This is a genomic window from Rhizobium sp. RCC_161_2, from assembly GCF_041355235.1.
In the GTDB taxonomy this organism is placed as follows: Bacteria; Pseudomonadota; Alphaproteobacteria; order Rhizobiales; family Rhizobiaceae; genus Rhizobium.
In genome coordinates, this window is the sequence record NZ_JBFUPL010000001.1 from 684,593 (window position 1) to 698,718 (window position 14,126).

The 14,126-nt window shown below is 59.7% G+C and carries 11 protein-coding genes; 6 read left to right on the plus strand and 5 right to left on the minus strand.

What is annotated here, in order from left to right; translation table 11 throughout:
• Nucleotides 1-66 precede the first annotated feature (66 nt).
• On the minus strand, nucleotides 67-1,284 hold the full coding sequence (locus AB6803_RS03030; protein WP_371107470.1) for an SfnB family sulfur acquisition oxidoreductase: 1,218 nt from the start codon (nucleotides 1,282-1,284) through the stop codon (nucleotides 67-69).
• Nucleotides 1,285-1,494: 210 nt separating this feature from the next.
• Complete coding sequence (locus tag AB6803_RS03035) at nucleotides 1,495-3,828, minus strand: glucose/quinate/shikimate family membrane-bound PQQ-dependent dehydrogenase (RefSeq protein WP_371107471.1); 2,334 nt, start codon at nucleotides 3,826-3,828, stop codon at nucleotides 1,495-1,497.
• An 85-nt stretch (nucleotides 3,829-3,913) separates the two neighbouring features.
• Between AB6803_RS03035 and AB6803_RS03040 the strand changes: the two genes are divergently transcribed.
• Entirely contained in the window at nucleotides 3,914-4,381 is a 468-nt protein-coding gene (locus AB6803_RS03040; protein ID WP_371107472.1) for a hypothetical protein, read from the plus strand.
• Between the two features lie 55 nt (nucleotides 4,382-4,436).
• On the opposite strand, the gene AB6803_RS03045 is transcribed toward AB6803_RS03040, so the two are convergent.
• Genes AB6803_RS03045 through AB6803_RS03055 form a run of 3 tightly spaced genes read right to left on the minus strand, consistent with a single transcriptional unit; the run spans nucleotide 4,437 to nucleotide 7,390 of the window.
• Complete coding sequence (locus tag AB6803_RS03045) at nucleotides 4,437-5,165, minus strand: esterase family protein (protein ID WP_371107473.1); 729 nt, start codon at nucleotides 5,163-5,165, stop codon at nucleotides 4,437-4,439.
• On the minus strand, nucleotides 5,162-6,121 hold the full coding sequence (locus AB6803_RS03050) for an acetylxylan esterase (protein ID WP_371107474.1): 960 nt from the start codon (nucleotides 6,119-6,121) through the stop codon (nucleotides 5,162-5,164). Before AB6803_RS03050 ends, AB6803_RS03045 begins: the two co-directional genes overlap by 4 nt.
• A 60-nt stretch (nucleotides 6,122-6,181) precedes the next feature.
• Nucleotides 6,182-7,390 carry an ROK family protein gene (locus AB6803_RS03055; RefSeq protein ID WP_371107475.1) on the minus strand — a complete coding sequence of 403 codons (1,209 nt, stop codon included), beginning with the start codon at nucleotides 7,388-7,390 and terminating at the stop codon, nucleotides 6,182-6,184.
• Between the two features lie 277 nt (nucleotides 7,391-7,667).
• On the opposite strand from AB6803_RS03055, the gene AB6803_RS03060 reads away from it, so the two are divergent.
• The 5 genes from AB6803_RS03060 to AB6803_RS03080 all read left to right on the plus strand — a co-directional run bounded on the left by AB6803_RS03060 (nucleotide 7,668) and on the right by AB6803_RS03080 (nucleotide 14,114).
• Nucleotides 7,668-8,939 (plus strand): ABC transporter substrate-binding protein, encoded by a 1,272-nt coding sequence (locus AB6803_RS03060; RefSeq protein ID WP_371107476.1) that lies wholly within the window; start codon nucleotides 7,668-7,670, stop codon nucleotides 8,937-8,939.
• 64 nt (nucleotides 8,940-9,003) lie between these two features.
• The gene (locus AB6803_RS03065) at nucleotides 9,004-9,888 is read left to right on the plus strand and encodes a carbohydrate ABC transporter permease (RefSeq protein WP_371107477.1); all 885 of its coding nucleotides are present in this window, start codon (nucleotides 9,004-9,006) and stop codon (nucleotides 9,886-9,888) included.
• Nucleotides 9,888-10,739 (plus strand): carbohydrate ABC transporter permease, encoded by an 852-nt coding sequence (locus tag AB6803_RS03070; RefSeq protein ID WP_047453225.1) that lies wholly within the window; start codon nucleotides 9,888-9,890, stop codon nucleotides 10,737-10,739. Before AB6803_RS03065 ends, AB6803_RS03070 begins: the two co-directional genes overlap by 1 nt.
• Before the next feature lie 67 nt (nucleotides 10,740-10,806).
• The gene (locus tag AB6803_RS03075) at nucleotides 10,807-11,952 is read left to right on the plus strand and encodes an ABC transporter ATP-binding protein (RefSeq protein ID WP_371107478.1); all 1,146 of its coding nucleotides are present in this window, start codon (nucleotides 10,807-10,809) and stop codon (nucleotides 11,950-11,952) included.
• Nucleotides 11,949-14,114: a beta-galactosidase gene (locus AB6803_RS03080; protein ID WP_371107479.1), complete on the plus strand. Its 2,166-nt coding sequence runs from the start codon at nucleotides 11,949-11,951 to the stop codon at nucleotides 14,112-14,114. Before AB6803_RS03075 ends, AB6803_RS03080 begins: the two co-directional genes overlap by 4 nt.
• The last annotated feature ends 12 nt before the right edge of the window (nucleotides 14,115-14,126 follow it).

Here is a 14,126-nt window from a genome sequence, read left to right on the forward strand (position 1 = left end):
AGCTTAGAGAAATTCCAGGAAAAGTGCGTAGCCATTTTCCGTCCGGGATTGCGTAAAAACTAAAGGCTAGAGCGCGCCGTTTTTTGGCGGTGTCACGTCATTCAGATAATAATTGCCGACCACATGATATTTCCAGCGCACCGGATCGTGCAGCGTATGGGTGCGCGCATTGCGCCAATGGCGATCGAGATTGAGCCCAACGCGGACGGACGACGTACCGGCCAGTTCGAACAGCGTATTCGCTGCCTCCAGCGCGATCTCCGTCGTCAACACCTTGGCTGCCGCAACAGCAAGCGTTGCCGCCACCACATTTTCTTCGCTTGGATCGATCTGGGCGATATCGACCTTCAGGCCGGCGCGCTCGACGACAGCCGTGGCCGCCTCAAGGCGAATGGCAATCTGTCCGATCTTTGCGATCGTCAAGGGATCGTCGGAGGCACGCTCGACACCGCTATTCATCCAGGGCCTGGCGCTTGTCTTCACGAACTCGACCGTCTCGGCAAAGGCGGCGCGGGCGATGCCGAGATCGACGCCGGCATGAATGATTTGCCCGACGGAGCCAATCGTTGTGGGACGTTCGAAACCCTTTTGATGGGAGACGACCGCGTCCGCACGCACATAGACATTGTTGAGGATCGTGGTGCCGCTGCCGGTTGTCCGCTGGCCAAACCCATCCCAATCGTCGACGATCTCGATGCCCTCGGTACCGCGCGGCACGAAGGACATGGTCAGCCGCTCCTCGTCGTCCAGCGCAAATACCGTGATCCAGTCAGCAAAGATGACGCCGGTCGAATAATATTTGCGGCCATTGATCCGGTAGCCGAGCCCCTCGCGGGTAATGCGGGTATTGTAGTGGCCGACGGTCTTAGTGCCCTTTTCGGACAGGGCATTGCCGAACCGGTCGCCTGCCAATGCCCGGCCGAAGAAGAACCGTTTCTGTTCCTCGCTACCGTCGGTGCGCAATGCTTCGAGAATGTAGAAATGGTTCTGCGGTATCTGCCCGATCGAGCCATCCGCCTCGGCGAGAATGGCAGTGACCTCGGCCAGGACCGCATTGGAAACATCAAGCCCGCCATATTCGGAGGGAACTGTGATCGAAAGCAGGCCCGATTGCGATAGCGCGTCGAGTTCGGCATGCGGCAGCAGCCGGTCGATATCGCGGCTGGAGGCGGATTCGGCGAATTGTTTCGCCAGCACGCGCGCCGTCGCGATTGCCTCTTCCTCGCTCGCCAGTCGGACTGCCACCGGGCGAATTCGATCCGTCTGTTGCACCGCTAGATCCATCTGAGCTCTCCTAATTTCAGCGGCCTATGGGTGCAGGATGTCAGCGCCGAAGATAAGGGCGTAAATTCTATAGATATACTGCATTATGAAAAGTTTTTCGGCCGACAGCGCCGAGAATCATCCGCACGCATTGACCGCGATGGATTGCTGAAAAATGGCTCGTAGCCGTGGCAACTGGAGAGCAAACGATGTTTGCTCTCCAGTTCCGATTCAAGGCAGCCGATAGGCGATGACATAGTCGCCGGGCTTGGTGCCGACCGAACCATGACCGCCGGCCACCATGAGGACATATTGCTTGTCGCCAGCCGTATAGGTCATGGGCGTCGACTGGCCGCCCGCCGGCAGGCGTGCTTCCCAGAGCTGCCGCCCGGTCGTGACGTCATAGGCGCGCAGATAGTTGTCGACCGCGGCACCCAGGAACGCGACGCCACCCTTGGTGACGATCGGGCCGCCGATACCGGGTACGCCGACCTTGAAGGGCAAGGGTAGCGGCGTCATGTCATGCACCGTGCCGTTCTTGTGCTTGTAGGCGATCTTGCCGGTCGTGAGATCGGCGCCGGCGACATAGCCCCATGGCGGCGCCTGGCAGGGGATGCCGAGCGGCCCGAGGAACGGTCCCATAAAGACCCCGTATGGCGCGCCATCGTTTCGGTTCAGGCCCTGTTCGCTGCCTTTCTGATCCTGGCCTCTCGGCGGGATATCCGCGCGGGGGACGAGCCTCGAGGTGAAGGCGAGATAGGTCGGCATGCCGAACATGATCTGGCGCTCGGGATCGACGGCGACGCTGCCCCAGTTGAAGGTGCCGAAATTGCCGGGATAGATGATCGATCCCTCAAGCGACGGCGGCGTATAGCGGCCCTCATACTTGTAGCGATGGAAGGCGATGCGGCAGGCAAGCTGATCGAACAGCGAGACCCCCCACATATCCTTTTCCTGCAGCGGAGGAGGCGAGAAGGTTAGGTCCGAGATGGGTTGCGTCGGCGACGCATGGTCCTCTGGGATTGTGCCGCCCGGAGCCGGGATCTCCTTGAACGGAATGAGCGGCTCGCCGCTGCGCCGGTCGAGCACATAGATGTCGCCCTGTTTGGTCGAGGCGACGAGCGCCGGCACGACGGAACCATCGGATTTCTTCATGTCGAAGAGCACGGGCTGCGCCGGTACGTCCATGTCCCAGAGATCGTGGTGGACGAATTGCTGCACCCATTTGAGTTGGCCGGTGTTGATATCCAATGCCACCACGGAGGAGGAGAAGCGCTCGACATTCGCGCTGCGGCCCATGCCCAGCTGATCGGGAACCTGGTTGCCGAGCGGGATATAGATCAGGCCCAGCGCCTCGTCGACGCTCGATACCGACCAGCTGTTCGGCGAATTGGTGGTGTATGTCTGCCCTGCCGGCAGGGGCGTGGTCTGATCCGGATTGCCGGAGTCCCAGTTCCAGACAAGCGCGCCGGTGTTGATATCGAAGGCGCGGATAACGCCGGATTGCTCCTGGGTGGAGTAATTGTCGTTGACGGCCCCGCCGACGATGATCTTGCCCGCCACGGCGACAGGCGGCGAGGTCGAATAGTAATAGCCAGCGGGATTGTACTTCATGCCGGTTTCAAGATGGAGCACACCCTGGTCGGCAAAACTCGTGCAGACCTTGCCGTTGGCCGCATCGAGCGCGATCAGCCGCGCATCGGAGGTCGGCAGATAGACGCGGTCGGCGCAGGGCGCACCGGCTGCGGCCGCCTGATCATGATAGTAGGTAACCCCTCGGCATGTCTGATGCTGACGATCCGGGTTCATTCCGGAATTGGAGTCGAACCGCCATTTCTCCTTACCGCTGACCGCATCGAGCGCGATCGCGAGATTGTGCGGCGTGCATAGATAGAGCGTGTCGCCCACCTTGAGCGGCGTCACCTGATAAGTCGTCTCGCCGATATCATCACGGCGCTTCACATCCCCGGTCTGATATCGCCAGACCTCCTGCAGGTTGACGACATTCTGGACATTGATCTGGTCAAGCGGCGAATAGCGTTGGCCATAGGGCGTGCGGCCATATTGATGCCATTCGCCATTCGGCACATCGCCGCCCATTGGCGGATTGGCCACGACGGTGGTCGGAAGATCACCGGAAAGATCGTGCGGATCGGTGGTCATCGAGTAGCCGGCGACGATGATCGCCGCGAGCAGAACTATCGCGAGCGGCCAAGGACTGGATGCATATTGCACGCCGTCGAGACTGCGGAAGCCGAGCGGGCGTCGTATCCATGGCGTCAGCAACCAAAGGCCGATGAGGATGATCAGGCCGCCGCGCGGCCCGAGCTGCCACCAATCGAATCCAACTTCCCAAATCGCCCAGCCAAGTGCGGCGAGTACGAGGATCGCATAGAGCCAAAGAGCTGCCGCCTTGCGCATAAACAACAATATCGCCGTCAGCAAAAACATGGCGCCGGCAAACAGATAAAAGAAGCTGCCGCCAAGCAGGACGAGCCATAGGCCGCCGCCGCCGAGTGCCAGCCCGATAAGCGCCAGAACTAACGATGTGATTCCAATGGCCATGATCTACTCCAGTCTATCCGCCGAATTGACAGTGATTGATCGAGGATAAGCGGCAACGATTGGCCATGACCCCTGACGGGATCGGATGTCCGGCGTAGCCCAAGGTCGGCAAAACAATGAACGTGATGATTCGAGTGTGACGGCCCGCAGCGATTTCGAATCGATCCATGGAGTCCCCCAAAAACGAAATCGGAGTTTGAACGCCAAGATTGCAGGAATGTTCCATTCCAGCGAGCGTTTCAAGCGCGATGACGAATATTCCAATCTATTAACGGACGTAGTTAATTTTTTAACAATTTTCACGAATACTAATGGAAGCATCGGCAGGATCAAGGGGTTCTGCGTCACCGCTGGAGGAAACACGATGAACTTCAAGATCGTCACCGCTCAGTCGGAAGTGGAAACCGATGATACCGGAACCTATCCGGACGGTCTGATCGAGCAAAATCGAGTCGACCTGTCTTCGGGCCGAGAACGGCAGCACCGCAGGTCCCACGAACGTGACTACGGTGCCGGCAAACGAATCGCTCCGCTTCCGGTCGGCTTGGTATAAGAGCCATGCGAGGGAAAGCTGTAGCCTGCGCGCAATAGCGCACGCGGCTTTTTCTTCATATATACAGCGGTGCCATCCGGCGCCAAGCGCCCGCCCGATGCGCCCGTCCCTCCCAGACATGCAGGTGATGATCAATCTTCTTATCGGAAAGAAGGCGGCTAAGATGGCGATTGTTATCGAGGAAGGGGTCGGCGTCGCCGATGACAAGCACGATGTCGATCTGGCGCAGCTTTTCTAATTGCCAATCGCAAGCAAGTCCCGGCAGAAAATGCGTCGGGGTGTGGAAATAGATCGTGTCGTCGTAATAGCCGTCGAACAAATCCCCAAAAGATTCGACCTTCATCGTCAGATCGTAGCGACCGGAAAAGGCGACAAGCTTGCGAAAGAGGTGAGGGTGTCGAAAGACGAGGCTGGCCGCCTGGAATGCGCCGAGACTGCAACCGTGCACGATGATGCAGTCATTGGGATTTTTCTCTGCCATCAGCGGCAGGACTTCGTTCAGAATATAATGCTCGAAAGCGGCATGCCGGCGAATACGCTCGGACGGGCGTCGTTGGGATCCGTAAAAACTCTCTGTCGCCAGACCCTCGACACAGTAGAGCTGAAGATCTCCTGCTTCCAATTTGTCGGCCAGGCTGGCGACGACGCCCGATTGCTCATATTCCCAGAACCGTCCATCCCGCGTTGGAAACATCAGCACCTTGGCGCCGGCGTGGCCGAACACCAGCAACTCCATCTCCCGATGCAGTCGTTGACTGTACCAACGCAGATATTCGCGGTTCATGGCACCTCGAAAAATCGTCTGACCTTTTCGCTGAGTAGTATATTTTGTTCCATGCAACCAGGATAGTCGAAATGGCCGGCGTCGAGGATGAAGATTTCATTAAATTTCGGCGACGCATTTGCCACGGCGAACTGGCATGGCGGCGCTACTGCCGGATCGAAGAGGGCGGGCGCAACGAGCATCGGCACCTTGATGCGAGCCGCCGCGCTTGCCGCATCGAATAGGCGCAGGCTCTCGAGCATGCTTCCGTGTTCTTTTTGGTAGGCCTGTACGGAATCGGCGCTGCCGACGGTCGGCAAACTCAGCCATAGCGACCGCAGCCCGAAGGTCGGCACGACCAGGTGCCCGCGATCGATCCGCGCGTCGAAGGGGATCGCCAGCGCCCCGACGCCGCCGCCGAAGCTGATGCCACTATAGCCGATATGCCCTCCGAGCCACGGATAGAGGTCGATAAGCGTCGAAACGGCAATCCACAGATCATCGACGCAACCGCCGATGATATAGCGATCGGGCTTGCCAATGTCATAGAGCACATGCCCGGCCGCATCCGACGGAATTGGCGGACGAGCACTGCGGGACAGACCGCGACAGCAGGGAAACAAGATCGCCGTCTCTTTCACCGGCAGATCGAAGTCGGGCAGATCCCTGCCGCCATAGCCATGGCCAACGACAAGGCCGCGCCGCACCTGTCCTTCACGAGGAAGCAGCAGCCAGCCGCCGATTTGAAACGAGCCGGTCGACGAATAGGTGATGTCGAAGACATGCCAGTCAGGATGATGCGTCTTGCTGCGGCGAAGCTTCGGCCGCGGGTCGACGGCGATCGCGCGACGATACCGCTCTTCCCAGAAGTCATCGAAGCCCGGTGGTGCTTCCGGCGGCTTGATGGCGAGAAGCTGATCAAGCTCCATGCCGTAGGTGGGATCGAAGGCGAAAGGGTGGCTTGTGGGAACGCTCATGTGACGCTTGTCTCGTGAAAGGGCAGGCGACGCAAGACCGGCGCCGCACCTTGCCGATTCTTAAGCAGCTGAAGTTTTACCCAAGGTCTCCGCATTTCCCATGGTGCCGCCTGACGTTTCGAAGTCAAAGAACTTCTGCGTGACAAGGGCCGCCGCTCCCCGAGCCCAGGAATTATCCTCCCAATCCGGAAGCAGAGGCGGCGATGCGCGAAGAAAAGTGTGGGCGGCCACGGTCGATCTCAGTGGCTCGAAAAACGCCTCACCGAAGGAGACCGCTTCGCCGCCGATAACGATCACCTCTGGATCGGTGACATTGACAAGGTTTGCAAGGGCCTTTCCAATCCCAATGCCTGCGTCCCTAAGAATATCACCTACCGCCGGCTCGCCTGCCTCAACCGCTTTAAGCATTTCCGGTAAGCCATCGCTATCGTTGCGATTTGTCGTCTCGCGCCACGTCCGCAACATCGAGGTCTGGGAGTGGTAGGCCATCAAGCAGCCGCGCTTGCCGCATTCGCAAAGACGGCCGTTTTCCTCATGCAAAGTATGACCGAATTTGCCGGCAGCACCATTGGCGCCGCGATAGAGCTTGCCTTCGATAATGAGTGCGCAGCTGATGCCGACGCCAATGGCGAGCACCGCCATATTGCGATGCTGCCGCCCGACGCCGAAGAGCTGTTGAGCGATTGCGTAGGCGTTGGTGTCATCCTCCAGCCAGACGGGCACCTTGACCTTCTGCGCCAATATCGAGGCGAGGGGAACATTGTTCCAGTTGAAGCGATGGCTTCGCACACAGGTTGCCTGGTCATTGCCGATGACCCCGGGCATGGAAATTCCGATACCGGCGAGCTGTGCATTTGGCCGGGCGGCATATTGCACCAGCAGGGGAACCGCCGCAGCCAGTGTTTTGGCGACATTTTCCGGATCGTGGTCTGCAAGTGTTAACCGCATCGACCCAAGCGGGCTGGTGGCGAGGTCGGTGACAACACATTCGACCGAGCCAACCATCAATTTAAAACCAATCGCTAACCCATTGGTATAATTGATTTCAACGGGGATAGGGCGACGCCCTGAGAACCCCGCTACAGCCTTGCCTTCGGTCACATGTCCTTCCTCAATCAAGTCCGCGATGACGAATGTGACGGCTGCCGGACTAAGGCCGGTAATCGTCGCAATCTCCGCACGACTCTTTGGTCCTTCCTGCCTGAGCAGGTTGAGAATGAGCCGCCGGTTCATGGCGCGCGAGGTACTCTGGTCGCCTTTCAGCTTCACGATTTCTCTTTCTTAATTTTGTAAATTAATTATTGCGTCTGTTTCAGACTTATGCATAACTTCACCTGTCGATCAACATCCGGCCGTGCGCAAGCACGAAGAAGTCAGAATAAACGGACTCACAGCTTCACAAAACCAAATATCCGGGCAGCACGTTCGCTGCCTCGGCGGGTTTATTGCGGCCATGCGTCCGGAGGCAGGCGGAAAGCGCTCGGAGGGCGTCCCGCTTGCTCATCGGTCGAGGGTGGAGGCAGGCGTTAAAACGGGAGGAGTTCAAATGACTTTCAATTTGCTTGGAAGGCCGTCGAGCAGGCGTACCTTTTTGATGGGTGCAGGGGCGGTTTCCGCCACCGCACTCGCGGGTTTCCCCATGCCGGCGATTGCGCAGGCACAGGACATCAATATCATTTCCGACGAGAACAACGCCGATGCGCTGGCGATCCTGCGTAAGATCGGTGACGACTTCGGCAAGCAGGCAGGCGTCAAGGTCGTTATCAACAATATGGACCACGAGGCCCATAAGACGGCAATCCGCAACTATCTGGTTGCAGGCGCGCCGGATATCTGCTTCTGGTTTTCAGGAAACCGCATGCGCGCCTTCGTCAAGCGCGGCCTTTTCGACGACATCTCCGATCTCTTCGAAAAAGAGAAATACAAGGACGTGCTCGGCGCTTCGGCGGGCTCCGTCACCGTTGACGGCAAGCAATACGGCCTGCCGACCGGCGGAACGCTCTGGGGCATGTTCTATCGCAAGGATGTCTTTGCCCAACTCGGCGCCACGGTGCCGGCGAACTGGGATGACTTCCTGACATACGGCGCCAAATGCAAAAGCGCGAACCTGACGCCGATCGCCATGGGTACCAAGGAGTTGTGGCCGGCTGCCGGCTGGTTCGACCAGATGAACCTGCGCATCAATGGCCTCGACAAGCACATGGCGCTGATGAACGGCGAGATCAGCTATCTCGATCCGTCATTGAAGCCGGTCTTTGACCAGTGGGAAACGCTGATCAAGCAGGGCTTCTTCACACCGGACAATACCTCCTTCGGCTGGCAGGAGGCGGGCGCGCTTCTGGCACAGAAGAAGGCGGGAATGATGAATCTCGGTGCCTTCGTCCGCTACGCCTTCCCGAAAGAAGAGCTCGATCAGCTCGCTTTTGCACCATTCCCGACGATCGACCCAAAGGTCGGCCGTTTCGAGGAGTTTTCGCTGAATTCGGTCCATATCCCGGCGAACGCCAAGAACAAACAGGGCGCCCGCGAGTTTCTGGCCTATTTCTACCGTCCGGAAAATCTCGGCCCCTATCTGGAGCCCGGTGGCAACGTTCCGCCGCGCAACGACCTGCCGCCGAGCAAGGATCCGCTGGTCAACGCCGCCGTCGACGTGTTGAAGACGGTGCAGGGCACGTCGCAATATTACGACCGTGACAGCGATCCAGATATGGCGCAGGCCGGCCTCGTCGGCTTCCAGGAGTTCATGGCGAAACCCGAACGGCGTAACGCCATCCTGCAGCGGCTCGAAGGTACGCGCAAGCGTATCTATAAGCTCTAGCTTTCCTCCCAGCGACCGAGAGGCGGGGCCGCGGCTCCGCCTCCCCATATCGATAGAGGATAAAATGATGACATTTTGGCGCCACCATCGCTGGTGGCTCACCCCGGCTTTGCTGATTTTACCGGCGGCCATTCTCTTTTCCGTCGTGATCCTGTGGTCGGCGGTCGAGAGTATCTGGATCAGTTTTCACGATTGGGACGGCTTCAGCCCGATGGTCTGGATCGGTCTCGGCAATTACGTCGAGCTGTTCAACGATCCGCAATTCTACGTTTCCCTGAAGAACAACGTCATCTGGCTGGTCATGTTCATGGCCGCGCCGCCTTTGGGGCTGGCGATCGCCCTGCTGGTCAACCAGAAAATCCGCGGCATGCGACTGATGAAATCTCTGTTCTTCATCCCGCTGGTGCTGGCCTCCGTCGCCGTCGGCGTCGTCTTCACCTGGGTTTACACGCCGCAACTGGGGCTGCTCGCCCTGATCTTCGGCTTCTTCGGCGCGACCGCACCGGCGCTGCTCTCCAACGAGCATCTCGTGACCTTTGCGATCGTCATCGCCGCTCTCTGGCCGCAGATCGCCTTCTGCATGGTTCTCTACCTCGCCGGCCTCAACAATTTGAGCGAAGAGCTGATCGGCGCGGGCCGGGTGGACGGCGCCAGAGGCTGGAATATGCTGCGCCATATCGTTCTGCCACAACTGACCCAGGTCACCTTCATCGCTATCGCAGTCACCGTCGTCGGCGCGCTCCGGTCCTTCGACATGGTGTCGGTCATGACCCAAGGCGGACCGTTCGGCTCCTCCGAAGTGCTCGCCTATCAGATGTTCGAACAGTCGATCTTCTCCTACCGCTTCGGCTATGGCGCGGCGATCGCCTCGGTTCTATTCGTGATCATGGCGGTGTTCATCGTCTGGTACCTCACGCGGATCATCCGCATCGAAGAAAGAGGGGCCTGATGTATCCGCGCCCGATCCCCGAAGACGCCATCTGGCAGCGTCGCTTCTATTTCACCGCCGTTCTCGCCATCCTGATCCTGTGGCTGTGCCCGCTGTTTGCCGTCATCCTCACCTCCTTCCGCTCGACGCAGGATGTGATGGGCGGCAATCTCTGGGGCTGGCCGACGCAGTTCGGCCTGATCGACAACTACACCTCCGTCTTCACCCAGACGCCGATGGCGCGCTATTTCCTCAACAGCCTGATGATCACCATACCCTCCGTCATCGGCGTGCTGATCATGAGCACGCTCGCCGGCTTCGTGCTGGCGCGCTACCGCTTTCGCGGCAACATGCTGGTCTTCGCGCTCTTCGTCGGCGGCAATTTCCTGCCCTATCAGATCATGATGATACCCGTGCGCGACCTGATGGTGCGGATCGGCCTCTATGATACTCCGGCCGCGCTTATCATCTTCCACATCGCCTTCCAGACCGGCTTTGCAACGCTGTTCATGCGCAACTTCATCGCAGCCCTGCCGGATGAACTGTTCCAGGCGGCTAGGGCGGAGGGAGCGTCGCCGTTCCAGACGTTGGTGCATGTGGTGATCCCGCTCGTTCGTCCAGCACTGGCCGCGCTCGCGATCCTGATCTTTACCTTCGTCTGGAACGACTATTTCTGGGCCGTGGTGCTGACGGTGAGCGATACGGTCAAGCCGGTGACTGCCGGGCTTGCCAATCTGCGCGGCGAATGGGTGTCCGCCTGGAACCTGATCTCGGCCGGCACGATCATCGTCGCCGTGCCGCCCGTCATCATGTTCTTCCTGATGCAGCGGCACTTCATCGCCGGGCTCACCATGGGGGCAGTGAAAGGATGATGACCTTATCCACCGTGATCACCCATCCCGCCCTTTGTGCCAATCCTTTCTTTGCGAGCCGAAAAGCATGACCAGTCTCGAACTTCGACACGTCAACAAGAACTACGGCGCCTATCATGCGTTGCGCGGTATCGATCTTTCCGTAGAGCAGGGCGAGTTCATCGTCATGGTGGGACCGTCCGGCTGCGGCAAGTCCACGCTGCTGAAGTCGATCGCCGGTCTTGAAACCATCTCCTCTGGCCAGATCATGATCAACGGTCGGGATGTCAGCACGGCCGAGCCGGGAGATCGCGGCATCGCCATGGTGTTCCAGTCCTACGCGCTCTATCCGCATATGACTGTCGCCGAAAACATGGGCTTCGGCCTGCGCATGGCCAAGCGGCCAAAGGCGGAGATCGATGCGGCGGTGGCGCGTGCCGCCAAGATCCTGCGGATCACCGATCAGCTCGACAAGCGGCCGAAGCAGCTTTCAGGTGGCCAGCGCCAGCGCGTCGCCATCGGCCGCGCGATTACCCGATCGCCGGAGGTTTTCCTGTTCGATGAACCGTTGTCGAACCTCGATGCCGCACTACGCACCCAGATGCGCGTCGAGCTGAGCGGCCTGCATGCCGAACTCGGCGCGACGATGGTCTATGTCACGCACGACCAGGTCGAGGCGATGACGATGGCGAGCCGGATCGTGGTTCTCAATCGTGGCATCATCGAACAGGTGGGTTCACCGCTGGAGCTTTATCGCAACCCGGACAATCTCTTCGTGGCCGGCTTTCTCGGCGCGCCGCGAATGAACTTCTTTCCGGTGACCGTCGACCAGGTTTCCGGAAGCAGTATCACCGTTTCCGCTCCCGGCCTTGCGCCGATCACAGTGGATCTGGCAGCCGGCTCCTCTGTTCACAAGGGGACGACCCTTACCCTCGGCATCCGGCCGGAAAACATCGCCGTTTCCGACGCTCCATCCGCAGGTGCCGCGATCACTGGCCAGGTCCGTCTCGTCGAACATCTCGGACGGGAAACTATCCTCTATGTCGATGCCGGAGAGCTGCAATGCGTCAGCTCCGAAAGCGGCACCGGCAACATCACCGTGCAGGTCGGCCATGTCGCCGGCGTCGCCGCCGACGCGCCGATCAGCCTCCGCATCGATCCGCGCGAGGTCTACCTTTTTTCCGCCAATGACGAGCGGACCATCACCGTCCGTAAGCCAATTCTCGACAAATGATCCTTCAGGAGCCTGATACAGTGTCAGTCAATACCAGCACCAAAGACCTTTCCGTATGGCGCACCATCAAGACCGACAGGTTTCTCGTCGGCACGCCGCATTATCCGGAACATGTCGATGAAAGCTATTGGGAGCGCGATGCCAAGCGCATGGCCGAAGCCGGCTTCAATGTCGTCCGTCTCGGCGAGTTCGCCTGGCATATCTTCGAGCCGAAGCTCGGAACCTTCGACTTCGATCTCTTCGATCGCGCCATCGCGGTCCTTGCGCGCCACGGCATCAGCACCATCATGTGCACGCCGACCGCAACACCGCCGCGCTGGCTGACGGCAGCCCATCCGGAAGTCCTCCGCGTCGACGGCAATGGCCGGACGATGAGCCACGGTTCGCGCCAGCATGCCGATACGGCAAGCCCGGTTTTCCGCGAGCATAGCAAGCGCATCACCAAGGCGATGGCCGAGCACTATCGCGACAATCCTGATGTGGTCGGCTGGCAGACGGACAACGAGCTCAACACCAGCATGCCGGAATCCTTCTCTGCCGCCACGCTGAAGGAATTCCAGGCCTATCTCGCCGACAAATACGGCACGATCGAAAAGCTCAACTTCGCCTGGGGCGGCGATTTCTGGGCGACCGCCTACGACGATTTCGGCCAGGTCGTGCTTCCGATCGACTTCGGCCCGACCTTCCCGAGCCCGGGGCATGTGCAGGATTACCACCGCTTCCTGGCCTTCTCGACGGCGCGGTTCCAGCACGATCAGGTTGAAATCCTGCGGGCGACCAAGGCCGACTGGTTCATCTTCCATAATCTCGGCGGCCTGCGCGACATCGACTTCCGCGGCCAGTTCTCCACCGATCTCGATTTCGTCGGCTACGATATCTATCCGATGCTCTATGACGAGTTTCAGCGTATCGGCAACCACGCCAAGGTGCAGGCGCTGCACCTCGATATCTGCCGTGGCTTCTCGGGCAACTACATCATCCCCGAACAGCAATCCGGCTTCGGCAGCCAGCCTGGCTTCTGCACGCTGACGCCGGAACCTGGCGAGATGCGCCGCATGGCGATGTCCTCGGTCGCACGCGGCGCCGACGGCCTGATGTTCTTCCGTTGGCGGCCGGCGCACTTTGGTGCTGAAATCTACTGGATGGGCATCATCGACCACGACGACGTGCCGCGTCACCGCTATGACGAGGCAAAGCGCTTCGCCATCGAGATGACGGCACTGAAAGACAAGATCCTCGGCACCCATGTGCGCATGGACGTCGGTATTGCCGGCTCCGATTTCGACAATCAGGAGGCACATAAGACTTACTCGATCGGCCTGCCGAGCCCGCAGGACGACGCCGTGCTGCTGCACCAATATTGCTACGACCGCGGCATCGCCTGCGGCTTTATCCATCCCGAAGACGATCTTTCGCGGCTAAAGCTGCTCTATGTGCCGCATTGGGTGATGTGGAAGGATGGTTGGACCGAACGGCTGGAGGCATTTGCGCGCGGCGGCGGCACCGTGATTATCGGCGCGCGCACCGGCACGCGTGATGAAAACAACCACGTCATCCGCGAGGCCGCACCGGGTTCGTCGCTTGCCCGGCTGACCGGCGTCACGGTCGAAGATTTCGGCCGGCTGGCGGCACCCGGCGCCAACGGTCTGTTCGATGTCATGTCGCGCTCCGGCGGATTGGTGATGCCACCCAACCGCCCTGCCGAATCCCATAACCGCGTTCGCCGTTTCACCATCGGCAACCGCGAGCTGGAAGGCGCTCACTTCTATGAGAACCTGGCGGTCGCCGATGATGTCGAAGTGGTGGCGACCTGGTCCAACCGCTATGCCGAAGGCGTGCCGATGGCGACGTCGCGCAAGGTCGGCAAGGGCAGGGTGCTCTATCTCGGCACGTACCTGACCGCCGAGCTGACGGCAGCGCTGGCTGACCGCACCTTCGCGGATGCAGGCGTCGAACCGCTGATCGCCGATCTGCCGGATGGCGTCGAAGTGACGATGCGCCAGAACGATGAAAGGCATCTTCTGTTCATCCAGAACTATACCGATCAGCACGCGGAACTGACCAGCGTCCCGCGCGGCATCGATCTCCTTGACGGCGGCAAACCGGTATCCGGTGCGCTATCGCTCGAAGCCTATGGATGCGCGATCGTCGAGTTGGTGTGACGAGGAGCCGGA